22 protein-coding genes are annotated in these 22,190 nt (G+C 70.6%); 12 read left to right on the top strand and 10 right to left on the bottom strand.

Translation table 11 applies throughout. The features are described from left to right. Positions 1-5: 5 nt before the first annotated feature. The 3 genes from P1V51_22965 (at position 6) to P1V51_22955 (ending at position 3,085) form a co-directional block, all read left to right on the top strand. Positions 6-725, top strand: a complete 720-nt coding sequence (locus tag P1V51_22965) for a hypothetical protein (GenBank protein ID MDF1565915.1) — start codon at positions 6-8, stop codon at positions 723-725. Between the two features lie 73 nt (positions 726-798). After that, entirely contained in the window at positions 799-1,341 is a 543-nt protein-coding gene (locus P1V51_22960) for a TIGR00730 family Rossman fold protein (protein ID MDF1565914.1), read from the top strand. Between the two features lie 79 nt (positions 1,342-1,420). Further along, complete coding sequence (locus tag P1V51_22955; GenBank protein ID MDF1565913.1) at positions 1,421-3,085, top strand: Na/Pi cotransporter family protein; 1,665 nt, start codon at positions 1,421-1,423, stop codon at positions 3,083-3,085. A gap of 22 nt (positions 3,086-3,107) precedes the next feature. Here P1V51_22955 and P1V51_22950 read toward each other — a convergent pair whose 3' ends face one another. From P1V51_22950 to P1V51_22935, 4 genes are all read right to left on the bottom strand, one after another. Next, entirely contained in the window at positions 3,108-4,517 is a 1,410-nt protein-coding gene (locus P1V51_22950; protein MDF1565912.1) for a hypothetical protein, read from the bottom strand. A gap of 118 nt (positions 4,518-4,635) precedes the next feature. Continuing rightward, positions 4,636-5,166: a hypothetical protein gene (locus tag P1V51_22945; protein MDF1565911.1), complete on the bottom strand. Its 531-nt coding sequence runs from the start codon at positions 5,164-5,166 to the stop codon at positions 4,636-4,638. Beyond that, entirely contained in the window at positions 5,163-6,575 is a 1,413-nt protein-coding gene (locus P1V51_22940) for a VCBS repeat-containing protein (protein MDF1565910.1), read from the bottom strand. The genes P1V51_22945 and P1V51_22940 overlap by 4 nt, the downstream gene beginning before the upstream one ends. 5 nt (positions 6,576-6,580) lie before the next feature. Further along, complete coding sequence (locus P1V51_22935; protein ID MDF1565909.1) at positions 6,581-7,999, bottom strand: hypothetical protein; 1,419 nt, start codon at positions 7,997-7,999, stop codon at positions 6,581-6,583. Between the two features lie 68 nt (positions 8,000-8,067). On the opposite strand from P1V51_22935, the gene P1V51_22930 reads away from it, so the two are divergent. Next, positions 8,068-9,294, top strand: a complete 1,227-nt coding sequence (locus P1V51_22930) for an RtcB family protein (GenBank protein ID MDF1565908.1) — start codon at positions 8,068-8,070, stop codon at positions 9,292-9,294. On the opposite strand, the gene P1V51_22925 is transcribed toward P1V51_22930, so the two are convergent. Both P1V51_22925 and P1V51_22920 read right to left on the bottom strand, forming a co-directional pair. Continuing rightward, the gene (locus P1V51_22925) at positions 9,295-10,944 is read right to left on the bottom strand and encodes a GMC family oxidoreductase (GenBank protein ID MDF1565907.1); all 1,650 of its coding nucleotides are present in this window, start codon (positions 10,942-10,944) and stop codon (positions 9,295-9,297) included. Continuing rightward, complete coding sequence (locus tag P1V51_22920; protein ID MDF1565906.1) at positions 10,941-11,636, bottom strand: gluconate 2-dehydrogenase subunit 3 family protein; 696 nt, start codon at positions 11,634-11,636, stop codon at positions 10,941-10,943. The genes P1V51_22925 and P1V51_22920 overlap by 4 nt, the downstream gene beginning before the upstream one ends. Positions 11,637-11,745: 109 nt before the next feature. On the opposite strand from P1V51_22920, the gene P1V51_22915 reads away from it, so the two are divergent. Both P1V51_22915 and P1V51_22910 read left to right on the top strand, forming a co-directional pair. Next, entirely contained in the window at positions 11,746-13,956 is a 2,211-nt protein-coding gene (locus tag P1V51_22915; GenBank protein ID MDF1565905.1) for a TonB-dependent receptor, read from the top strand. A gap of 14 nt (positions 13,957-13,970) precedes the next feature. Continuing rightward, positions 13,971-14,771 carry a TerC family protein gene (locus P1V51_22910; protein MDF1565904.1) on the top strand — a complete coding sequence of 267 codons (801 nt, stop codon included), beginning with the start codon at positions 13,971-13,973 and terminating at the stop codon, positions 14,769-14,771. On the opposite strand, the gene P1V51_22905 is transcribed toward P1V51_22910, so the two are convergent. Together P1V51_22905 and P1V51_22900 are read right to left on the bottom strand one after the other, a co-directional pair. Further along, on the bottom strand, positions 14,772-15,959 hold the full coding sequence (locus tag P1V51_22905) for a zinc-binding dehydrogenase (protein MDF1565903.1): 1,188 nt from the start codon (positions 15,957-15,959) through the stop codon (positions 14,772-14,774). 55 nt (positions 15,960-16,014) lie between these two features. Then, positions 16,015-16,284 (bottom strand): hypothetical protein, encoded by a 270-nt coding sequence (locus tag P1V51_22900; GenBank protein ID MDF1565902.1) that lies wholly within the window; start codon positions 16,282-16,284, stop codon positions 16,015-16,017. 101 nt (positions 16,285-16,385) lie between these two features. Here P1V51_22900 and P1V51_22895 point away from each other — a divergent pair, with 101 nt between their 5' ends. Together P1V51_22895 and P1V51_22890 are read left to right on the top strand one after the other, a co-directional pair. Next, entirely contained in the window at positions 16,386-16,892 is a 507-nt protein-coding gene (locus P1V51_22895) for a PaaI family thioesterase (GenBank protein MDF1565901.1), read from the top strand. A 106-nt stretch (positions 16,893-16,998) separates the two neighbouring features. After that, positions 16,999-17,193, top strand: coding sequence for a hypothetical protein (locus P1V51_22890; protein ID MDF1565900.1), 195 nt, complete (start codon positions 16,999-17,001; stop codon positions 17,191-17,193). A gap of 27 nt (positions 17,194-17,220) precedes the next feature. Here P1V51_22890 and P1V51_22885 read toward each other — a convergent pair whose 3' ends face one another. Next, positions 17,221-17,667, bottom strand: coding sequence for an HIT family protein (locus P1V51_22885; protein ID MDF1565899.1), 447 nt, complete (start codon positions 17,665-17,667; stop codon positions 17,221-17,223). Positions 17,668-17,695: 28 nt separating this feature from the next. On the opposite strand from P1V51_22885, the gene P1V51_22880 reads away from it, so the two are divergent. The 4 genes from P1V51_22880 to P1V51_22865 are packed head-to-tail and all read left to right on the top strand — an operon-like array spanning position 17,696 to position 20,138. Next, complete coding sequence (locus tag P1V51_22880) at positions 17,696-18,181, top strand: YbaK/EbsC family protein (protein MDF1565898.1); 486 nt, start codon at positions 17,696-17,698, stop codon at positions 18,179-18,181. A 24-nt stretch (positions 18,182-18,205) separates the two neighbouring features. Continuing rightward, positions 18,206-18,895 (top strand): hypothetical protein, encoded by a 690-nt coding sequence (locus P1V51_22875; GenBank protein MDF1565897.1) that lies wholly within the window; start codon positions 18,206-18,208, stop codon positions 18,893-18,895. Continuing rightward, entirely contained in the window at positions 18,892-19,863 is a 972-nt protein-coding gene (locus P1V51_22870; protein ID MDF1565896.1) for an alpha/beta fold hydrolase, read from the top strand. The genes P1V51_22875 and P1V51_22870 overlap by 4 nt, the downstream gene beginning before the upstream one ends. 2 nt (positions 19,864-19,865) lie before the next feature. Next, positions 19,866-20,138 carry a hypothetical protein gene (locus P1V51_22865; protein MDF1565895.1) on the top strand — a complete coding sequence of 91 codons (273 nt, stop codon included), beginning with the start codon at positions 19,866-19,868 and terminating at the stop codon, positions 20,136-20,138. Positions 20,139-20,175: 37 nt separating this feature from the next. Here the strand turns inward: P1V51_22865 and P1V51_22860 are convergent, their stop codons facing one another. Next, a complete protein-coding gene (locus P1V51_22860) occupies positions 20,176-21,918 on the bottom strand; it encodes an ATP-binding protein (GenBank protein ID MDF1565894.1) in 1,743 nt (580 codons plus the stop codon). Positions 21,919-22,190: the final 272 nt, after the last annotated feature.

The following is a 22,190-nucleotide window of genomic DNA, read 5'->3' as shown; positions in this document are numbered from 1 at the left end:
GCCTGATGAAGAAGATCCTCGCGGCTGGCCTGCTCCTCCTCGCCGCCCTGGCCGGGGCCGGGGTCTACTACCTGGTCACGAACCTCGACGCCCTCGTCGAGTCGGCGATCGAGACCCACGGCTCCGCCGCCGCCCGAACCCGGGTGAAGGTCGGGGGCGTGCGGATCGACCTGAAGGAGGGCGCGAGCACCATCCGCGGGTTGACCGTCGCCAACCCCGAGGGCTTCGAGGCCCCCCTGGCCTTCTCCCTCGACGAGCTCACCGTGGAGGTGGCGACCGACTCCCTCACCGAGGACGTGATCGTCATCGACCGCATCGTCGTGCGCGACCCCGAGGTCTTCTTCGAGCTGCGCGAGGACGGCCGCTCGAACCTCGAGGAGATCGAGCAGGGCCTCGGCGGCGGTGGCGGCGGCGGCGCCAAGGCCTCCGGCGAGGGCGGCGGCCCGGGACCCCGCCTGATCATCCGCAAGCTCCTCTTCGAGGGCGGGCGGATCGAGGCCAACCTCCTCCCCCTGAAGCGACAGGAGGAGCTGAAGCTGCCCCGGATCGTGATGACCGATCTGGGCGGGAAGCGAGGCGCCACCCCGGAGGGCATCGCCCGCCAGATCCTGGGCACCCTCACGCGGCGCGCCTCGGCCGAGGTGCAGAAGAAGGCCCTCGGCCGCGCGGCGGACTCCCTGCGGCGGGAGGCCGGCAAGGCGCTCCAGGGCCTGCTGGGACGCTGAGACTTCTTCCCCGGTTCGCGCCGGAGGTGCACCGGGTCATACTGCGGCCTCACCTCACCTCTGGGAGACAACCTTGAACCGCATCTGCATCTTCGCCGGCTCCCGGGTCTCCGACGATCCCTCCCACGCCGAGGCCGCGCGGCAGCTCGCCGCCGTGCTCTGCGAGAAGGGGCTGGGCGCGGTCTACGGGGGCGGTGACGTCGGCATGATGGGCATCTTCGCCGACGCCATGCTCGAGCGCGGAGGAGAGCTCCACGGGGTGATCCCGGGCTTCATGGTGGCGAAGGAGCTGCAGCACCCGCGGGTCTCCCCGATGCACGTCGTCGAGAGCATGGCCGAGCGCAAGGCGCTGATGACGGAGCTCTCGGTGGCCTTCGTGGCGCTGCCCGGCGGGGTGGGCACCCTCGACGAGGTCTTCGAGATGCTCACCGCCCGGCAGCTGAATCTCCAGCCCCACCCGGTGGGCCTCCTCGACGTGGGGGGCTACTTCGATCCCCTCGATCAGCAGATGAAGCTCGCTCACCGGCACGGCTACGTGGGCGACCTCGACATGGATCGCTTCATCGTCGAGACCGATCCCTCCCGACTCATCGACCGCCTCCTCGCGGCCCGCTAGCCCCTGCAAAACCGGGGGCTTGCCCGATTCGCGCGCCGGTCCTTGAGATCCCCCTCCCTTCCCCCTAGGTAGCCTGACCATGGCCAGTATCCTGATGATCCTCGGCGGCGTGGGCGTCTTCCTCTACGGCCTGCGCATCATGAGCAACGGCCTGCAGAAGGTCGCCGGCGATCGGCTGCGGGCGATCCTCAACGGCCTGACCCGCAACCGCTTCACCGGCGTCTTCGCCGGCTTCCTCATCACCTGCGCCGTGCAGTCCTCGAGCGCCACCACGGTGATGATCGTCTCCTTCGCCAACGCCGGGCTCCTGGATCTGGTCCAGGCCATCGGCCCGGTGATGGGGGCCAACATCGGCACGACGATCACCGGCTGGATGGTCTCGCTCCTGGGCTTCAAGATCTCGATCACCAAGTTCGCCCTGCCGATCATCGGCATCGGCTTCCCCCTCTCCTTCATCAACTCGCGCCACGCCAAGCAGTGGAGCGAGGTGCTGGTGGGCTTCGGCCTGCTCTTCCTGGGGCTGAAGTTCCTCAAGGACGGCGTGCCCGACCTCAAGCACAACCCCGAGCAGCTGGCCTGGCTCCAGGAGTGGGCGAACCTCGGCTTCTGGTCGATCCTCCTCTTCATCCTGGTCGGCACGGTGCTCACCATCATCGTGCAGTCCTCCTCGGCCACCATGACCATCACCCTGGCCATGGCCGCCAAGGGGTGGATCGGCTACGACGTCGCCGCCGCCATGGTCCTCGGGGAGAACCTCGGCACGACCATCACCGCCTACCTGGCCTCGATCGGGGCCAACCGGAACGCCAAGCGGGTCGCGAGATCCCACACCCTCTTCAACGTCTTCGGCGTGATCTGGATGCTCCCCGTGATGGGCGGGGTGCTGGCGCTGGTGGACGGGATGATCCCCGGCGATCCCCTCACCGATCCGCTGGCCACCCCCACCCACCTGGCCGCCTTCCACACCTTCTTCAACCTCACCAACACCGCCGTCCTGATCTGGTTCGTGCCCGTCATCCAGAAGGCGGTGATGTGGCTGGTGCCCTTCTCCGAGGACGAGAAGGACGAGCAGGAGCACTTCACGCTCCTGCAGACCGGCCTCCTCTCGACCCCCGAGCTGGCCCTCTACGAGGTGCGCCTGGGCCTGCAGAAGATGGTGGCGGTGATCCGGGGGATGTTCGACCAGGTCAACGAGGTGCTCTGCCACCCGGATCAGAAGCTCGGCCCACTGGTCGACGAGATCAAGCGCAAGGAGGACCGGACCGACCGGATGGAGGAGGAGATCGTCGCCTTCTGCGCCGAGATCGGCCGGGCGCCCATCTCCCAGAGCGCCTCCGAGGAGATCACCCGGGCCCTGGACATGGCCAACGATCTCGAGCGGATGGGCGACCACTGCAACAACCTCGTGCTGCTCGCCGCGCGCCGCTACGACAAGAAGTACGCGGTCGTCGAGGAGGCCCGGAAGGACCTCGACGAGATGATCGACCTGGTCGTCGAGGCGATCGAGCTGGCCCACCAGGCGCTGACGCCGGAGCAGGAGTCGCTGGTGGGCGAGGCCCGGATCATCGAGAAGAAGGTCAACGACCTACGAGATCGCGCCCGCAAGGCCCACGCCACCCGGATGCAGGAGGGCGAGGTCGAGGTGCGAGCCGGCCTGATCTTCATCGACATGATGACCAACATGGAGAAGCTGGGCGACTACGCCTTCAACGTCACCAAGCTGGCCGCCCACACGACCTGGTAGCCGGTGGGGAGCGCTGCGGCGGCTAGGCGCTGCCTTCGCTCGCTTCTGCCGAGGTCTCGGCCGGCCGCCACCAGAGCTGGGTGATCTTCCCGTGGAAGCGCAGCGGCGCGAACTTGCGCCAGACGCCCACCAGGATCAGGCCGTAGATCAGGAAGACGCCCATCGCGAGCCAGCCGTAGAGGGGGTAGCGCTCGGGAAAGGCCGCCACCGTCATCGGGATCCCCGCCACCAGGATCGGGGCGGCGAAGACGATGGCGCCGGCCGAGCCGAGGACCGTGGTCACCGGCGCCGGGCTCTTGAGATCGGGGTCGACGATCCGCAGCAGCGCGAGGCCCATGGCGAGGGTCCCGGTGCTCATGCCGAACCAGACCAGGGCGTGCTCGAAGGGCGCGTCGGGGAAGGCCCGGCTGGCGAAGTAGAGCACGGCGATGAGGGTCGCCACCCCACCGAGGGTGGTGACCAGCACGACCGTGACCCAGTTGGCCTGGAAGACGGCGAGCTGCACCGCGGCCAGGGAGGCGCAGGTCATCACGTCGACCGCGACCCCGGAGAGCCGGGTGACGAGCTTATCGTTGACGGGGGTCCCGCCGGGCAAGCGGTCGAGCAAGGGGCGGACCCCCAGGGCCACGCCCGCGCCGATCATGAAGTGGAAGCCCCAGACCGCCGACGCGATGTCGGGCATGCCGGCCAGGGCCGTCGAGAGCCCCATGCAGACGAGCCAGGTGATCCCGTAGACGCCCAGGACCACCACACCCTGGAGGGTCAGGCTGTCGAGGGCGCCGGGCGCCTCGAGGGCCTCGCCCTCCCCCGCGGCCTCGAGCTCCACCGCCACCTCGGGGGGCTTCGACACCCAGCCCTTGTGGCGGCCGTAGATGGCGAGCGGCACGCCCAGGAAGACCGACCAGGCGTAGCCCAGGGCGGCGATGATCAGGCCGATCTGCGCCCCGTCCTTCATGCCGTTCTCCTCCCAGGCGGCGCCGAGGGCGAGGGCCTGACCCGGTCCCTCCTCGAAGCCGAGGGTCAGCATCACCCCGATCCCGGGGTGGACCGCCTCTCCCAGGGCCAGGCCGAGCGAGAGGATGATCAGGAGCCCGAGGAAGGTCTGCAGGGCCTGCATGAAGGGGATGCCGAAGGTGAAGCTGCGCACGCCCCCGGCCACGTGGCCCTTGGTCCTGGCGGGCGACTGCAGGCTGATGGCGATGAACATGATCGCGAGGCCGTGGTAGACGATGACCTCGAGGACCTCCCGGTCCAGGGGCAGCAGGCCCGCCACGTCTGGCCCGAGGAAGAAGCCGAGGACGCCGGCGAGGATGCTGACCGGGATCGCCCACTTCTTCAGCGGTGGAAAGATCAGCCGCAACCCCATCGCCGCCAGCAAGAGCAGCGCGAGGATCATCAAGGTGACGACGACGCTGTTTCCCCAGTACTTCATCGAGCCCCCGGAGCAAGAGAGAAGCCGACCCTAGTACCAATGGGGGGAAGGCTCCACCAAGCGGGGGCGACACCGTTCAACTTCTGGCCCCTCCGGCACCGTAACGTGACGTGACGCGTCATCTCGAGCTTCCCGTCAGATCAGGTAGTTGAGGCCACGCCGGGAAGCTGGCCCGGCATTCGCTAGGGGAGAAGACATGGACCACCGCCGCCTCGCTCGCCCGCTCGTCTCCGCGCTGCTCACGGCCGGCCTGACCCTGGGGTTGGCGGCGTGCGGGACCGACACCTCGGCCTGGGACGCGGCCCTCGGGGCCGAGCCCGGCGCTCGCGAGGGGGTAGCCCGTCGCAGAGAGATCGACCGAGAGGGTGCCCAGCCCCTCGACCAGGAGGAGGGGATGACGGGCCGCTCCCTCACCGAAGCGCTCCACCGCCAGGGAAAGGCGCGCGTCGTCGGGCACGGGCACGATCACCAGCGCCCCCGCCCCGAGCGCCGGAGCGGCGGCCTCGCCGGCTGCATCGAGGGGGAGGGGTTCGAAGCCGTAGCCCGCCGCCTGCAGCGCCGCCTCCAGCCGGGGCAGCCAGCCGGTGCCCCGGTCGACGGTCTGCGTGGCGAGGTAGAGGGGCGGCGCCTCCCGCTGGCTGACGCTCATGGCGCGCTCACCAGCAGGCGGTTGCGCAGGCTGCCGGTGGCGGGGTCCGGCTCCCCCACCGCCAGGAAGACATCGCCCCAGCCGTCGCCGTCGAGGTCCGCGGCCGGGACCGCGTAGACGCCGCCGCCGAAGGCGGGCAGCCCCGCGAAGGGGAGGAAGCTCCCACCCCCCTGACCGTGGAGGATCTCCAGGGCCTGCCCCCCGTGGTCGAGGGTGTCCGAGGCGTTCCCGACGAGGATGTCGAGGTGCCCGTCTCCGTCGAGGTCGGTGACGAAGAGCCCCCGGCTGTCCCGGGGCCCCGCCGTGGAGGGCAGGACCTCCAGGGCGAAGTGGCCGGCGCCGTCGTTCCAGAGCGCCACGTTCTCGGTGGCGACCGCGGTGCCGCTGCTGGTGCTGGCGTCGGTGATGATCACCAGATCCTGATCTCCGTCTCCGTCGAGATCGGCGAACTCGCAGTGGTAGCTGCGCACGGTGTCCGGGGGGAGGCGCGGCGCGCCGCTGCCATCGTCCAGGGTCTGATCGGAGAAGGTCCCGCCGGCGTTGATCAGCAGCCGCTGCTGCCGCTCGGCCTCCCCGAGGAAGAGGTCGAGGTCCCCGTCGCCGTCCACGTCGCCGGCGGCGGCGCAGATCGTCCAGTCCTCGAGATCGGGGATCGCCGGCAGCCGGCCCGCGGGATCCACGACGAAGGTGCCGAAGCCGTCGTTGACGAGGAGCACGCTCGGCATGTCGTCGGTGAAGTCGAGGCTGAAGGAGAGGGGGAGGAAGAGCTCGGGGGCCCCGTCGCCGGTGAGATCGAGGAGGACCGGGCGGGCGAAGGAGAGGCCGTTCACCTCTCCGTTGATCAGGGGCAGCGAGGTGTCGTCGAAGGTGAAGGCACCCGCGCCGTCGTTCAGCAGGAGCGCCACCTGGGCCGAGGTCCGCGCCGGCCGGGTGAGCACCACGTCGAGATCCCCGTCGCGGTCGAGGTCCCCGGCGGCGCCGAAGGTCCAGCTCCCGGTGGTGGGCATCGGCGAGGGCACGAGGTCGGCGCCCCGGCGCAGGAGCAGCTCCACCCCGCCCTCGTTCCCGGCCGCGTCGGTCTGGGAGACGAAGAGCAGGTCCGCCACCCGGTCGCCGTCCGCGTCGAAGAGGAGGGCGTCGGTGGTCGAGCTGGCCGTCGAGGGCAGCCGCTCGCTCGCGTCGACGTAGCGGGTGGGTCCCCCTCCCCCGCCGTCCGGGCTCCCACCGTCGCTGCCGCCGTCCACACCGCCCCCGTCGGGGAGGCCCCCATCCGCGCCGCCGTCGACTCCGGCGTCCCCGGCGCCACCGCCATCGCTGCCCGCGTCGTGAGCGATGCTCACGACACCGTCACCACAGCCCGAGGCCAGCAGGCAGAAGGAGGTGAGGAGGAATACCGAAGGGCGGCGCATGACGATCAGGGCTCGAGGTAGATCGGGTTGGCGTAGATCCAGACGAAGTCCTGCTCGTCGAGGAGGTGCTCGTAGTCACCGAGGTAGCCCCGCAGATGGAAGGGCCGGATCCGCACCTCGGCCCGGTAGGCGCCGGGCTCCGAGGGGGTGTGACGCAGGGTCCCGCCGGTGGCCGGCGCGCTGGCCACCTCGACCCAGCCGCCGGCGGTGGCCCGGAGGAGGCGCAGGGTGAGCTCGGGCTCGGCGGCCTCGGGGTCGAGGTTCTGGATCCGGGGCGGCTCCACCACCAGCTCCGAGCCGACCACGACGCTCGCGCCCATCTCGCGGACGACGCCGGCCTCCCGGGCGTGGAAGTCGAAGCCGCGCGGGAAGCCGAGGTAGTCGAAGCTGCCGTAGAGCCGGCCGGCCCGCAGGGCGTCCCGCAGTTGACGATCGTCGAAGCCGCCGCCGGTGCCGGGCTCGATCAACAGATGGTTGGAGAACATCCGCATCATGCGGCGGAAGCTGTCCATCCGCTCGCCGTCCTGGAGCAGGTCGGGCAGGGAGTTGCGGTGGGCGTCGGTGGCCAGGGTGGTCACCCGCTGCACCCCGCGGGCGAGGACCCCGCTCCACCGATCGAGGTAGCGCGGATCCTCGGAGAAGAGCAGGGCCAGCACGACCTCGGGGTGGGGCAGGAGCTCGAAGTTCTCGGGATCCTGCGCGAGCAGGATCAGCTCCAGGGCCGGGCCGGCGTTGAGGAAGAGGTTGGCGTGCAGGTTGTACATCTCGAAGCCGTCGAAGGGCTTGAGGGCGAGGTCGTCCTCGCTCCAGTCCTCGGTGTGCTGGGCGAGCACCACCGCGCCGGCGGCCTTGAGGCGCATCAGATCGGCCGGCTCGGTGCTGCCGTAGATGCGGGCGCGCTCGGCCGGATCGGGATCGACGTGCCCCTCGAGGGCCACCGGCATCGCGCCGGTCTCGGTCCCCGCGAGGACGAGAGTGCTCTCGTCGCCACAGACGATCCGGTTGGCCACCGGCCCGCTGCCCCGATCCACCAGGGTGTCGCCCTCGGCCGGCCGGTGGAGGAGCACGTCGGGGAACTCGCTCCGGGCGAAGCTCTCCCCGTGATCGGAGAGCATCACGAAGTCGTGGCGGGTCTGGCAGATGGCCCGCCGCAGGTCGTCGAGGCAGGCCTCGTCGATGGCGTCGGTGACCGGATCCCGCGGCTCCCCGTCGCAGGCGTCGTGCGAATAGGGGGAGTGGCCGTGGATGATGCCGCGCGCGTCCTGGAGACCCCGGCCCGCCGCCGCGCCCGCGTCGCCCTCGGCCCGGTAGACCTCTTCGGGTGTCCAGGTCGGTCCGGGAGGCTCGGGGCCGGGTCGGGGTCCGCAGGCGGCCAGCAGGAAGAGCGGGAGACCTGCGAGCAGGAGGGCGATCGAGGTGCGCATCGGCCCCCATCCTACGGGAGCCGGTTGACCGATGCGAAGGCCTCGCCGGATGTTCTAGGAGAGGAGCCTTGAGTCGAGAGCCCTACCAGACCCTGGAGGGCGCCCGGTGGCCGGTGAAGGCCTGGATCCGCGGCGTCCCCCTGGAAGACGAGGCGCGGCGTCAGCTGATGAACGCCGCCTCGCTCCCCTTCATCCACCGCTGGATCGCGGCCATGCCCGACGTCCACTGGGGGATGGGGGCGACGGTGGGTTCCGTCATCCCCACGGTGGCCGCCATCATCCCCGCGGCAGTCGGCGTGGACATCGGCTGCGGGATGATGGCGGTGCAGACCTCGCTGATGGCCAGCGACCTCCCCAACCACCTGGAGGGCCTGCGCTCCCAGATCGAGGGGGCGGTGCCTCACGGCCGCAGCAAGGGGGGCGGCCGGGGCGACGTCGGCGCCTGGCAGAAGATCCCCGCCTCGGTGGGCGCGGCCTGGGCGCCCCTCGAGAAGCGGCTGGAGCGGATCCTGGAGAAGCACCCACAGCTCCGCCGCTCGAACACGGTGGTCCACCTGGGCACCCTCGGCACCGGCAACCACTTCATCGAGGTCTGCCTGGACGAGGCGCAGCGGGTCTGGGTGATGCTCCACTCGGGCTCCCGCGGGATCGGCAACCGCATCGGCACCCACTTCATCGCGCTGGCGCGCAAGGAGATGGAGAAGAAGGGGATCGGGCTGCCGGATCGGGACCTCGCCTACCTGAGCGAGGGCTCGCGGCTCTTCGAGGACTACCTCGAGGCCGTCGAGTGGGCGCAGGACTACGCCCTGGTGAACCGCGAGCTGATGATGCGGCGGGTGCTGCAGGCCCTCAAGAAGACCAAGGGCGTCCCGGGCTTCCAGGCCGAGGTGCAGGTCGTCAGCTGCCACCACAACTACGTCGCCCGGGAGGTCCACTACGGCAAGGAGGTCTACCTCACCCGCAAGGGCGCGGTGCGCGCCCGGGAGGGGGACCTGGGCATCATCCCCGGCTCGATGGGGGCGCGCTCCTACATCGTCCGGGGGAAGGGCAACCCCGAGAGCTTCTGCTCCTGCAGCCACGGCGCCGGCCGGGCCATGAGCCGGGGGCAGGCCCGCCGCACCTTCACCCTGGCCATGCACCGCGAGGCCACGCTGGGGGTGGAGTGCCGCAAGGACGAGGGCGTGCTCGACGAGACCCCCGGGGCCTACAAGGACATCGACGCGGTGATGGCCGCCCAGCAGGATCTGGTGGAGGTGGTGCACACCCTCAAGCAGGTGCTCTGCGTGAAGGGCTGATCAGCCCTTGCCGAGCAGGGTCGAGGCCCGCAGGGCGTTGGCCATGATCGTGAAGGTGTTGGGGACCCCGCCGGAGGTGGGCAGGGCGCCGCCGTCGACCACCAGCAGGTTGGGCACGCCATGCACCCGGCAGCGCGCGTCCACCACGCTCTCCTTCGGATCGCTCCCCATCCGGCAGGTGCCTCCCTGCAGGAAGCCGGTGAAGCCCCCCGCGGTCTCGATCTCGGCGGCGGCGGCCCCCGCGGCCCGGAAGACCTCGATCCCGATCTTCGTGACCTCCGTGACCCGGGCCCGGGAGAGGGGGTGCACGCTCACGTCGATCCGCGCCGCGGGCAGACCCCAGCGGTCCTTCACCTCCGGATCCAGGCTGACGAAGGTCTTCGGGTTGGGCAGGAACTCGGCGAAGACCTCCAGCTCCAGCTCCCGCACCTCGTGGTAGTAGCGGTGGAGGGCGGCCTTGAGCTTCGCGCCCCAGAGGCCGGGCCGCCCGCGCCAGGAGAGGCGCTCGGCGGTGTAGATGGGGTTGCGGTGGGGTCCGATGAAGTTGAGGGTGCCGCCCTTGTCGTAGCCGCCGGCGTGCTGCTTCAGGAAGTAGGTGTCCTGCACCGAGCGTCCGAGGAAGGGCATCCCGTCGTCCTCGCGCAGCTGCGCCGGCAGCGCCGCTCGCTCGAGCTCGGCCCAGGCCTTGCCGAGGGCCGAGAAGTGGAGGTGCCTCCCGACCTGGCCCTCGGCGTTGCCGATCCCCTCGGGGTGCGCCTTGCTCCTGCTGGCCAGCAGCAGGCGGGCGCTCTCCACCGCGGTGGCGCCGACGACGACCACCCGCGCCTTCTGCTCGACGATCGTCCCCTCCTCGTCGAAGTAGCGCACGCCGGTCGCCCTGCCCGAGGCGTCGGTGACGATCTCGAAGACCATGCTCCCGGCGCGCAGCTCGCAGCGGCCGGTGGCGAGGGCCAGGGGGACCATCGTCGAGGCGGCGCTCGACTTCGCCCCGACCTCGCAGCCGAAGGAGCCGCAGAAGGCGCAGTAGACGCAGGGGCTGCGACCCCGGTAGGGGCGGGAGAGCACGGCGCGGGGCGTGGCGAAGCCGTGGAGGCCCAGCCGGGCGATGCCCCGATCGAGGACCTCGGCCAGGTTGCTGTCGGCGAGGGGCTCGAGGGGGTAGTCGCCCGCGCGAGGTGGCTCGAAGGGGTGCTGCCCGGCTTTGCCCGAGACGCCGATGATCTTCTCCACCTCGTCGTAGAAGGGGGCCAGGGCCTCGTAGGTGATGGGCCAGTCGGCGAGCTCGGCCCCCGGCAGGTCCGGGTAGCGGCGGGCGAGGCGGAAGTCCTCCGGATGGTGGCGGTAGAAGAAGCCGCTCATGTGCACGGTGCCGCCGCCGACGCAGCGGGCGATCCACCCCTCGGGGCTCTTCTGGGGCTTGCCGCCCTCCTTCACCAGGACGTGCGGATCCTCCGTCGGATAGGGCACCCACATGTCCCGCCGCACGCTGGCGATCTCGTCGTGGACGTAGTCCTCGTCCCGGTACCAGGGCCCCTTCTCCAGGAGCACCACGCTCTTGCCGGCCCGCGCCGCACCGTAGGCGAAGGTGCCACCTCCGGCGCCGCTGCCGACCACCACCACGTCCACGGTCTGCCCCGCGAAGGTCTTCACTCCCCGTGACCCCCGTGAGCGCCATGGCCGGAGTGGCCGGGCCCGCAGGCGCCGCTCGGCGTCGGGCAGCCCGGCGAGAAGTCGATCCACTTCCAGGCCAGCTTCTGGTGGTTGCCTCCGTACTTCGGGTCCCCGAGGTAGCCCTCCAGGGCGAAGGTGAAGACCAGCTGGAAGAAGCGCCCGGTGGGATAGGCCCGGGGCATCGGCGGGCGCACCTGCCAGTCACCGAGGAGGGCCTCGCGGGCGGCGAGGGGGAGCTCGGCGAAGCTGCGTCCGTGATCTCGCTTCGCCTCCGTGTCCAGGCGATCGAAGCCGTCCCGCAGCAGCCGGGCGTAGGAGGCGTAGGCCGGCGTGGCGAGCACCCGATCGAGGTGGAGCAGCACCCGGGTCTCCCGCGCGCCGGGGCTCCCGGGCGGGACGTCCGAGGGCAGGAGCAGCTCGAGCACCGCCTCGGCGCAGTGGGCCTGCCCCGAGAGGATGGCCAGCCCGGTCGCCCACCCGGGCAGGGGGGGCGCCTCGACGACCGCCGGCGCCGGCGCCGGCGGAGCCGCGGCGGGCGGAGCGGGCCGGGCCGGTGGCGGGGCGGGCGCCTCCTTCTTCGAGCAGGCTACCGCGCCCGGCAGCAGCAGGCCCGCCCCCGTGGCCCGGCCGAGGCGGAGCAGAAAGGTCCGCCGGATGATCCTCGCTCCCACGAGCACCGACCTTTTCACGATCCGGGCCGAGATGCATCGCCCCTTTCCGGCGCCGGGAGACGACACGGAAAGTTCCGGACCGACCAAAGAAAGGCTATGTTCGATCCCGATGATCGGCTGGGGTTTGAGGAGACGGGGGGTCTTCGCACCGAGGGGAGGGCTTCGCCTGCTCCCCTCCGTGCTCGGCCTCGCCCTCGCCCTCGCCGCCCTCCCGGCCCTCGCGCAGGAAGAGGAGACCACGCCGGACGAGCTCGGGGATCTCGGCGAGCTGGACCTGGGCGAGCTCGACATGGGGGACGAGTTCGCCCTCCTGGCCGAGGAGGACATCGTCGTCTCGGCCACCCGCCACGCCCAGCGGATCAGCGAGAGCCCCTCGACGGTGACCGTCCTCACCCGCAAGGACATCGAGCGCAGCGGCGCCACCAACGTCGCCGACCTCCTTCGGAGGGTGCCGGGCGTCGACATCTTCAAGGTCTCGACCGCCCAGCCCATCATGGGGATCCGCACCAACAGCACCATCGCCGGGGACCTGATCCTCGTCCTCATCGACGGGCGCAACGCCGCGATGAGCGCCTTCGGCACCGTGAACTGGACCGGCCTCCCGGTCGACGTCGGCAGCATCGAGCGGATCGAGGTCATCCGGGGCCCCGGCTCCTCGATCTACGGCGCGAACGCCCTGCAGGGGGTGGTGAACATCATCACCCGCCGCCCGGGGGAGGACGCGGTTCAGGCGGAGGTCGACGCCTGGGGCGCCTGGGGCACCAACGTCGAGCTCGACCTCCGCGCCCACGGCACCCTGGGCAAGCACGGCTGGTGGGTCAGCGGCGGCCTCTCCCGCCTCTCCCCCCTCGATGATCCCCAGAACCTCCTCCTCTCCTCCAACCGGCTGCGCCTGAGCTACGCCTACACCCCCGCAGAGGACCGCCGGCTCGGGGTGGAGCTCGGCTACTCGCTGATCGACACCAACCTCTACACGGTGGTCAGCGACGTCGACTTCCTGGCCCACTGGGGCTACCTGCGCGGCTCCCTGGACTGGGGCGGCTTCCACGCCCAGCTGGTCCTGGATCTGCCCCGGACCCGGGCCCACTTCCAGTTCCCCCTCTACCTGGACACCGGCAATGGAGAGCCGATCCTGCTGGCCGAGATGCCCCCGATGACCATCGTCACGCCGGGCACGGAGTTCGAGCTTCATCAGGATCTGACGCTGCACGAGGATCTCCGCCTGATCGCGGGCTTCAGTGGCCGCCTCTACCACCACAGCTCCAAGGAGGCCGTCACCTGCCCCGAGGTCCCCTTCTCCGCCTTCGACATCGATCAGTGCTCGGACCTCTCCAAGTGGGAGGTGGCCGCGGGCCCCTTCGCCCAGGCCGAGTGGAAGCTCCTCGAGCGCCTGACCCTGACCGCGGGGATGCGCCTGGACTGGAACTCTCTCTACCCCGATCTGGGCCTCTCCCCGCGCGTCGCGCTGGTCTGGGCGGCCACCGACGAGCACGCCCTGCGGGCCTCGGCGGGGCGGGCCTACCGCAAGCCCACCACCACCGAGTCCTTCTCCCATGTCCGGCTGGAGGGCGGCGAGAACGCGCCTCCCGACATCGTCCGGCGCCTCCAGCACATCTTCGGGACCTCGCTGGGCAACGAGGACCTGATCTTCGAGCTCTCCGACTCGGCCGAGCTGGGCTGGCGCGGCGCCTTCCTCGAGGGTGAGCTCGACGTCACCCTCGACCTCTTCTACGCCGTCCACCGCAACCCGATCTGGATGCAGGTGGAGAACCTGGTCGAGACCTTCGCCGGGGTCCCGCGGATCAGCGACGACGCGGTGGTGGAGTTCCGGAACGGTGACGGAGAGACGACCTCGGTCGGCGGCGAGCTGATGATCTCCTGGAAGCCTGACGAGCGCCTCGAGCTGATGGTGGCCTACGCCCGGGATCAGGTCCTCTCCCAGCCCCCCGACGCTCCTCCCTTCCAGCTCGAGCCCACCCATCGCCTGATCGGCTCGCTGCGGCTGCGCCCCCTGGAGGGGCTCCACCTCGGGGTGGACGCCTTCTGGGCCTCGGCCTACGCCGACGAGGTCGGCGACCCCGACTCGATCTTCGCGGAGTCGACCCGGGTCGACATGGGGGCCTGGACGACCCTGAACGCCACCGCCTCCTACCGCCTCACCTTCGCGGAGCGCTCCGTCGAGCTGGGCGTGGCCGCCGACAACCTCCTGGACCCGGAGGGGAGGCGAGAGGCCGCCGGCAGCGACCGCGCGACCGGGGGCAGCTACGGCGGGGAGCGGCTGCGGCGGCAGGTGCGCGTCTTCCTCCGGGGCCGCTTCTAGGAGAGGATCCGCGCATGGATCTCCTGACCGACCTGAGCTTCTGGGCTGCCCTCTTCTCGGTGACCCTCATCCAGGTGGCCCTGGGCGCCGACAACCTGATCATCATCACGATCATCGCGAACAAGCTGCCCGCCGAGCGGAGGAAGCGCGCGATCCACCTCGGCCTCATCCTGGCCGCGGTCTTCCGGCTCGGCCTCCTCGGGGGGGTCAGCCTGATCCTCGAGTACGCCGCCACGCCCTTCTGGGAGTTCGACACCACCGTGGCGGGCCTGCACCTCTCCGGCGCCGTCAGCGGCAAGGCCCTCGTCCTCTTCACGGGCGGCCTCTTCCTCATCTGGAAGGGGGTCCACGAGCTGCGGATGAAGGCCACCCGCCGCGAGCAAGAGGTGAAGCAGGCCGACCGCTTCGTGCAGGTGGTCGCCACCATCGTCGGCCTCAACGTGCTCTTCTCGGTGGACTCGATCCTCACCGTGGTGGGGATGACCAACCTCTACTCGGTGATGGTGGGCTCGGTGATCATCTCGGTCGGGCTGATGCTCGCCTTCGCCGGCAAGATCTCGGACTTCATCAGCCGCAACCCCGACTTCGAGATCCTCGGCCTCTTCGTGCTGCTCCTCATCGGCTTCGTCCTCGTCCTCGAGGGCGGGCACGTGGCCCACCTGATCGTGGGTGAGTCGAGCTTCCCCTACATCCCGCAGTGGATCGTCATCTTCATCCTGCTGCTGATGTTCGCGGTGGACCTCTACCAGAACTGGCTGGACAAGCTCCGCGACCGCGATCCGGCGCCGATCCATCTGCACCGGCGCAAGAAGTAGCTACTCGAGGACGACCTTGATGACGCCCTCGCGCTTCGCGAGGGCCTTGCGGACGGCCTCCCGCCAGCGCGCCCGCGGGTAGCGGTGGGTGATCAGGCCCTCGGTGGAGAGGCGCCCCTCGGCCAGCCAGCGGCCGGTCAGGTCGTAGGTGGAGAGGCGCTCCCCCTCCCACTCCTCGACGCCATGGATGAGGCTGCCGACGAGGTCCACCTCCTGATGCCAGACCGGCGTCAGGTCGACCTTCATCCGGGAGAGGGAGAGGCCCACCATCACCAGGGCGCCGCCGGCGCGGCAGGCCCGCAGGCCCTCCTGGGTGGTCCGGGCGCTGCCCACGCAGTCGTGGATGAGATCGAAGCCGCCGAGCAGGGTCCGGTTGCCGAACTCACCCTGGTAGAGCTTCGCGCCGGTGACCTCGGCGGTGGCCTCCAGGAGCTCCCCCTCGAGGATCCTCGCGCCCCGGGCCTCGGCGGCCGCCCGCTGGTGCGGGTGCCGGGCCAGGGCCCAGACCTCGGCCTCGGGTTGCACGATCCGTAGAGCGTCGATCAGGCCGAGTCCGATGATCCCGCAGCCGATCACCAGCACCTTCTGGCCCGGCCGCGGCGGGCGCCGCAGCGCGGCCCGCACCCCCACCGCCAGAGGCTCGAGGAGGACCGCCGCCTCGTCGCCGAGGGTGTCGGGCACCCTCCAGAGCTGAGAGGCGTGGACCACCATCTCACCGGAGAAGCCGCCGCCGATCTTGTGAGGGCCGACGTTCGCGGACTGGTTCTCGCAGAGGGAGTAGTTCCCCCGGGCGCAGTGGGGGCAGGGGGGCGCGAGGCCCTGGGAGACACAGGTGGCCTCCTTCTGCAGCGCCACCCGGTCGCCCACGGTCAGGCCCTCGACCTCCGGGCCGACCTCGGTCACGACCGAGTAGACCTCGTGGCCCAGATAGATCCGCTCGTAGCCGGGCAGCGCCGCCCCGTGGATCATCGGATCGACATCGACCTGCAGGTAGTGCAGGTCCGTGCCGCAGATGCCCGAGAGGCGGTTCTCCACCCGCACCCAGCCGGGGCCCGGCAGGCCGTCCACGCGCTCCTCCCCCTCCCGGATCGGAGAGAGGGGAGAGAGGGTGATCCCGGGCCAGAGCCGCTTCAGGGCCAGGGCCAGGAGGATCCGCGGGACGGACTTCTCGAGCCAGACGGAGTGCATGGTGCCCCCGGAGGTTCCTCCAGGGGTGGACCCCCTGGCAAGGCGGCGCCGGACCTCAGGCCTGAGCCAGGGAGGAGGGCAGGATCGAGCGCCGTTTGCTCTCTCCCATCGACTGGTCCGCCTCGAGCCGGTGGGCCTCGAGCTCCCAGGCGGCGCGCGCCACCAGGTTGGGATCGATCCCGGCCTCGCGGGCGATCTCCTGGACCTCGCGAAGGGTCAGCCCCTCGTGCTCTCGCCCCCCCAGGATCTCGGAGATCACCTCGAGCTGCACAGCTCGCTGCAAGATCAGCTCGATCTCCGCCTCACCGAAACGTCGCTCGTTCATCGTCGGACCCTCGATCTGTTCCCCACGACAGAAACAACTCGTCCCGGTAGGAAAGATAGGTCGCCGATCGCCGGGTGGCCGCAAAGAAAGAGAGCGCATCGATGGGACGAAAGATCGTGGCCCGACAGCCCAACAGCCGCATGTGCCTGGTCTGTGGGATGAAGAACGACTTCGGGCTCAAGACCTCCTTCCACGAGCTGGAGGGGGGTGAGCTGCTGGCCACCTTCCAGGCCCGGGACGAGCACCAGAGCTACCCGGGAAGGCTCCATGGAGGGATCGTCTCCACCATCCTCGACGAGACCATCGGGCGAGCCATCCTGGTCGGCTCCGAGGAGGAGATCTGGGGCGTCACCGTCGATCTCCAGGTGCGCTTCAAGAAGCCCGTGCCCCTGGATCGCGAGCTCCGGGTCCTGGCCCGGATCACGAAACAGAACCGGCGCTTCTTCGAGGGCAGCGGTGAGCTCCTGCTCCCGGACGGAACGGTGGCCGCCACCGGCAGCGGCCGCTACCTGAAGACCCCCCTCGAGCAGATCGCCGACTTCGACGCCGAGGCCGAGGAGTGGCGAGTCCTCGAAGATCCGGCGGACCCCGAGGAGGTCGAGATCTAGGGTGGTGGGGTCCCGTTTGCTTCCGGACGCGGCCGGATCCAGACTCCCGGGGCGGTTCGTTCCCCCCTTTTTCCTTTCAGGCGTGTTCAATCCAAGGAGAGACACCATGGCGAAGTACAAGTGTGAGAAGTGCGGCATGAGCATCGGCACCATGACCTGCGGCGAGTGCGGCGCCGAGCTGAACCACAGCTCGATCGACAAGCCCGACGGCAGCACGGTCCACATCTCCGAGTGCCCCAACGGCCACGGCAAGGTGAAGTCGCCGCAGTGCTGCGGCAACGACATGAGCTGCGAGCTCTAGAGCTCTCGCTCCGGGTGGCGCCCGGCTCTAGCGAGCCTGGAGCGCCGCCCGGATCTGCTCGGCCTGTGCGTCGAGCACCTCTCGCGCCGCCGGACGCCCCAGGGGCACCAGCGGCCGGGAGATCACCGCCCCGGCCAGCTTGAGGAAGTCGCGCCGCTGCCGGGGGATCAGGTGGAGGTGCACGTGCGGCACGCTCTGGTTGGCGCCCTTGCCGTCGTTGAGCACGAAGTGCAGGTCCGCGCAGGGTAGCTCGCTGGCGCGGATGGCCGCGGCCAGGCGCAGGCCGAGGGCGAAGAGGGCCTCGGCCTCCCCCTCGGGCAGCTCGGCGACCCGCGCCGCGTGCCGCCGGGGCACGACCAGGACGTGGCCCGGTCTCCAGGGGTGGATGTCCATGAAGGCCAGGAAGCGCTCGTCCTCGAAGACCCGGCTGGAGGGCAGCTCACCTCGCTCGATGCGGCAGAAGATGCAGGCCATGGCGGGAGCCTACTAGACTCTCCGCACCATGGGCCGACCCGACCATCCGATCACCCTGGGCGTGCGCTTCCTGCGAGAGCACGAGATCGACTTCGTGCCTCACCTCTATCGCTACCAGGGGGGCGGCACCCGCGGCTCGGCCGAGGCCCTGGGGGTGGATCACCTGCGGGTGGCCAAGACCCTCCTCTTCGAGGACGAGACCGGCGCGCCCCTGGTCGTGGTGATGAACGGCCCCTTCGAGGTGGGCACCAAGCAGCTGGCCCGCCACCTGGGGCGCAAGCGGATCGAGCCCTGCGCCATCCCCCGGGCCGAGAGCCTCACCGGCTACAAGGTGGGCGGCATCAGCCCCTTCGGGCAGCGGACCCCCTCCCCCACCTACCTGCAGATCGACCTCTTCGAGCACGAGACCATCCTGGTCAACGGCGGCCAGCGGGGCTTCCTCGTCGAGGTCGCGCCCGAGGCGCTGGAGGCGGTGCTGCAGGCCGAGATCGTCGACGTGGCGGTGCGGCGTTGACGCGGCCGGTGCTATCGTCCCGCCATGCAGATGCTCCGACTCCTTCCCCTGGCTGCCCTGGGCCTCGCGCTGGTGGGCGGCTGCAGCACCCTCTCGGGAGCGCGCCCCCTCGCCAGGGGTGAGCACGAGGCCGGCCTCACCCTGGGCGGCCCCCTCCTGAAGCTCGGCGGCGCGGTGCTGCCCATCCCCAGCGCCAACCTCCAGGGCCGCAGCGGCCTCCCCGCCCTGGCCGGCCGCCCCTTCGACCTCGACTACGGCCTCGGCCTGACCCCGCTGGCCTTCGGCATCGTGCAGGGGCACGTGGGCGCGGGCTGGGGCTTGCTCGAGGAGAAGGGCGCCCTTCCGGCCCTTACCCCGAGGCTGCGCCTCTTCTGGGGTGTGGCCCTGCCCGGGGGTGAGGGCGACGCCGAAGGCATCAACGGCCTCTGGGGCACCTTCGAGCTGGCCCTCCTGGCGAGCTGGTCCTTCGGCAGCAAGCACCTGCTGGTCGTCGGGCTCTCCGACTACCTCGATCCCGCCTACCCCAGCCTGATGCTCACCCCGACGATCGGCGGCCGCCTCGCCCTGGGCGAGCGCTGGGCGCTGGAGCTCGACGTGCGCTACTTCTCCATCAACCGCCGCCCCGACGCCCGGACGGTGGTCTGGTTCCCCGGCGGGACCGGCGCCCTGGGCGCCGCGATCTCGATCTCGATGCAGCTGGGAGGTGCGTCATGAGGCGGCTCCTCCTGCTCTCCCTGCCCCTCGCCCTCCTCGGCAGCTGCGTGGATCTCGACGCCTTCGTCTACGGGGGCGTGCACTGCAGCGCCGTCGGCCCCGAGACCTGCGAGGATCCCGCGGACTGGAACAGCGTCTGCCTGCCCTGCGAGACCCCCTACGACTGGAGCCGGAGCTACGACTGGATGGAGGGCACCCTCGAGGCCGGCGAGTCCATCCGCCCCATCGATCCCTCCCGGGTCACCGCGCACCGGATCCCCACCGCCGACGGCGAGGGAGAGCTCGACGCCTACCTCATCGCCTCCCACGGCGACGATCCGGAGCTGGCGGGCACCACCCTCCTCTACCACCACGGCAACTACGCCGGCCTCGAACACTACCTGCCCCGGATCCAGATGCTCCACGAGCTGGGCTACACGGTCTTCGCCTGGGACTACCGGGGCTACGGCAAGAGCGAGCCGGCGACCCACCCCACGCCGCTGCAGTTCCTCGCCGACGCCCGGACGGTGCGGGCCTACGTCGACGGCCTCGTCCCGGACCCGGACCGGATCGTCCTCTACGGCTACTCCCTGGGCACCATCCCCACGGTGGAGGCCGGCCTGGCGGATCCGGGCTGCGCCATGATGGTCGAGGCACCCTTCACCTCGGTGCGGCAGATCGCCCGCTCTTCCAGCGGGCTGGCCCTGCCCCCGGGCTTCCTCTCCTCCGGTCACTTCGAGAACTCGAAGAAGATCGAGGGCTACGACGGCCCCCTCCTCGTGATGCACGGCGGCGACGATCGCCTCTTCCCACCCGAGGACGTGCGGGCCTTCCACGACGCCGCGCCCGGCCCCAAGGAGCTGTGGACCGTCGAGGGCGCCGACCACGGCATCGACAACGGCGGCGTCCCCGAGGACGGCCTCGCCGAGTACGGCCGGCGGATGCGCGCCTTCCTCACCACCCACGCCCCCGGCTGCTTCGGACCCTGACCATGAGCAAGCTCGCCCTGCCCTGGCGGATCCTCCACTGGATCATCATCGTGAACCTCGTGATCCAGGTGGCTTACGGCGCCTACATGGTCTTCGGCGTCGTCACCTTCGATAGCGTCGAGGGCCCCCTGGCGACGGCCGCCAGGCAGGTGCCCTTCGAGCTGATGGCCACCCGCCGCCTCTACGCCATCGAGACCTGGATCGCCATCGTCGGGCTCTCGGTCTACCTCGGCCTCACCGAGATCCTGCCACGGCGCCTGAAGCGCGAGGCGTAGGAAGAACCGCCGCCCTCCTGGCCAGCGGCTCGACTCCCTAGTCGCCGACAGGCGGCGAGTCCGGCGCGGTGTGCTCCTCGATCAGCGCGAGGAGGCGCCCCATGCTGAAGGGCTTCTGCAGCTGTACGTTCGGTATCGACGCCATGAAGTCCCCTGACTCCTCCGTCGTCGCGCCGCCAGTGACGAACACCAGCTTGGCCGCCAGATCGGGCGCGACCTCGTTGAGCCGCCGGTACATCTGCATGCCGTTCATCACCGGCATCATCAGGTCGCACAGCACCACGTCGTAGTGCGCCTCCGGTGCCAGCAAGCGCTCCAGCCCCTCGACCCCGTTGACCGCGACCGACACCTCGCACGACTCTGCCAGCAGCCGCGTCATCGCCCGGGCGAAGTCCACGTCGTCGTCGATGATCAGCACACGCGCCTTGCGTGCCGGTGCGCTCGCCTCGGGGCCATCCTTGCTGCTGACCACGGTCTCGCTCCCCGTGGGGAGCTCGACGCAGAAGGTCGACCCCTCCCCCAGGTGGGTCTCCACCCTCAACTCGCCACCATGCTGGGCCACGATGCGCTGGCACATGGCGAGGCCGAGCCCGGTGCCACCGGTGCCCTCCCGGGTGGTGTAGAACGGGTCGAAGATCCTTGGCAGCACCTCGGGGGGGATGCCTGGTCCGGTGTCCCGCACCTCGATGAGCACCGCCTGATCCACCGCACGGGTGGTGATCCTGATCTCGTTGGCCTCGGGCGGGCCGGAGATGGCGTGCGCAGCATTGAGCAGGAGGTTCGTCAGCACCTGGCCCAGCCGTGGGGCGACGCCCCAGATCGGCGGCGTCGGTTGCTGGTCGACGATCACCTTCGCCGCGGCTCCCACCTCCGCCGTGGTGAGCCGCAGCGATTCCTTGATCAGGTGGTCGAGATCGACCCGCTGGCGCGCCGGGAGCTCGTCGCCCCCGTACAACCAGGTCTTCATGTCGGCCAGGACGTGGGCGATGCGATCGGCGGAGAGCTGCACGTCGTCGAGCAGCGGGGCGAGCTCATCGGTGGACACCTCGTCCTTCGCCACCGAGCGCTGGAGGCTGCTCAACGTCGCCAGCATCGCCGCGAGCGGGTTGTTGATCTCGTGAGCGACGCCGGCGGCGAACCGGCCCACCGCGAGCAGGCGCTCCGACTTCGAGATGTGCTCGGCGGCCCTCAAGAGCTCCCGCTCGCTCGCCTCGCGGTCGCTGTCGGCGGCGGCGCGGTCAGCGTCGGCGGCCTGACGCTCCTTTTCGGCGGCCACGCGGTCCTTGTCGGCGGCGGCGCGATCGCTGTCTGCCGCCGTGCGATCGCGCTCCGCGGCGTCACGATCCTTGTTGGCGGCCTCCCGGTCGAGGCCCGCGGCCTCCCGGTCCCGCGAGGCTGCCTCGTAGGCCTGCTCCGAGATGGCGCGGTCGAGCTCGAGCAGTTTCTGCCAGCCGATGTGGTCGAGTGACGCCGCGGAGAGCAGGCGCTGGCCCAGGGCTTGCTCACGGGCCTGGTTGGCGAGATCGCGCGCCCGCGCCGCCTGGTCGCGGACTCGCGCCGCGTCGTCGCGGACCCGTGCGGCATCGTCTCGGGTGCGCGCGGCTTCGTCCCGAATGCGGGCGGCCTCGGCGCGAATCCGTCCGCCCTCGGCGCGCGCGCGCGCTCCCTCGGCACGGCCCTCCGCTGCGAGCTCCCGCTGGCGCGCGGAGAACTCGCGGGCCCGGTGCTGCTCGGCCTGGAGTTTCCAAGGAGCATGATCCGCTTCCGCGGTGGGATCCATCGTGGCCATTCTTTGTCCCCCCCCAGGCAGAGGTATAAGGCCTCCGAGGCGACACGGATACAGCGCGAGCGGCCGAAAGAGGTGCCGAAAGAGGTGCTGCCGAAAGAGGTGCTGCGAAAGAGGTGCTGCGAAAGAGGTGCTGCGAAAGAGGTGCTGCGAAAGAGGTGCGAAAGAGGTGCGCGAAAGAGGTGCCACACACTTGGTGGAAAGAGGTGCTGGAAAGAGGTGCCACACACTTGGTGGGGCGAAGACACCCTCCCCGACCCTGGAGC

Source organism: Deltaproteobacteria bacterium (genome assembly GCA_029210625.1).
Taxonomy (GTDB): domain Bacteria; phylum Myxococcota; class Myxococcia; order SLRQ01; family SLRQ01; genus JARGFU01.
This window is presented reverse-complemented; position numbering and strand designations above follow the sequence as displayed.

Bases quoted from the DNA above. Each gene is read 5' to 3' on its own strand.
- P1V51_22965 (MDF1565915.1), top strand. From the start codon at position 6: ATGAAGAAGATCCTCGCGGCTGGCCTGCTCCTCCTCGCCGCCCTGGCC.
- P1V51_22955 (MDF1565913.1), top strand. From the start codon at position 1,421: ATGGCCAGTATCCTGATGATCCTCGGCGGCGTGGGCGTCTTCCTCTAC.
- P1V51_22950 (MDF1565912.1), bottom strand. From the start codon at position 4,517: ATGAAGTACTGGGGAAACAGCGTCGTCGTCACCTTGATGATCCTCGCG.
- P1V51_22945 (MDF1565911.1), bottom strand. From the start codon at position 5,166: ATGAGCGTCAGCCAGCGGGAGGCGCCGCCCCTCTACCTCGCCACGCAG.
- P1V51_22940 (MDF1565910.1), bottom strand. From the start codon at position 6,575: ATGCGCCGCCCTTCGGTATTCCTCCTCACCTCCTTCTGCCTGCTGGCC.
- P1V51_22935 (MDF1565909.1), bottom strand. From the start codon at position 7,999: ATGCGCACCTCGATCGCCCTCCTGCTCGCAGGTCTCCCGCTCTTCCTG.
- P1V51_22915 (MDF1565905.1), top strand. From the start codon at position 11,746: ATGATCGGCTGGGGTTTGAGGAGACGGGGGGTCTTCGCACCGAGGGGA.
- P1V51_22910 (MDF1565904.1), top strand. From the start codon at position 13,971: ATGGATCTCCTGACCGACCTGAGCTTCTGGGCTGCCCTCTTCTCGGTG.
- P1V51_22905 (MDF1565903.1), bottom strand. From the start codon at position 15,959: ATGCACTCCGTCTGGCTCGAGAAGTCCGTCCCGCGGATCCTCCTGGCC.
- P1V51_22900 (MDF1565902.1), bottom strand. From the start codon at position 16,284: ATGAACGAGCGACGTTTCGGTGAGGCGGAGATCGAGCTGATCTTGCAG.
- P1V51_22895 (MDF1565901.1), top strand. From the start codon at position 16,386: ATGGGACGAAAGATCGTGGCCCGACAGCCCAACAGCCGCATGTGCCTG.
- P1V51_22890 (MDF1565900.1), top strand. From the start codon at position 16,999: ATGGCGAAGTACAAGTGTGAGAAGTGCGGCATGAGCATCGGCACCATG.
- P1V51_22885 (MDF1565899.1), bottom strand. From the start codon at position 17,667: ATGGCCTGCATCTTCTGCCGCATCGAGCGAGGTGAGCTGCCCTCCAGC.
- P1V51_22880 (MDF1565898.1), top strand. From the start codon at position 17,696: ATGGGCCGACCCGACCATCCGATCACCCTGGGCGTGCGCTTCCTGCGA.
- P1V51_22875 (MDF1565897.1), top strand. From the start codon at position 18,206: ATGCAGATGCTCCGACTCCTTCCCCTGGCTGCCCTGGGCCTCGCGCTG.
- P1V51_22870 (MDF1565896.1), top strand. From the start codon at position 18,892: ATGAGGCGGCTCCTCCTGCTCTCCCTGCCCCTCGCCCTCCTCGGCAGC.
- P1V51_22865 (MDF1565895.1), top strand. From the start codon at position 19,866: ATGAGCAAGCTCGCCCTGCCCTGGCGGATCCTCCACTGGATCATCATC.
- P1V51_22860 (MDF1565894.1), bottom strand. From the start codon at position 21,918: ATGGATCCCACCGCGGAAGCGGATCATGCTCCTTGGAAACTCCAGGCC.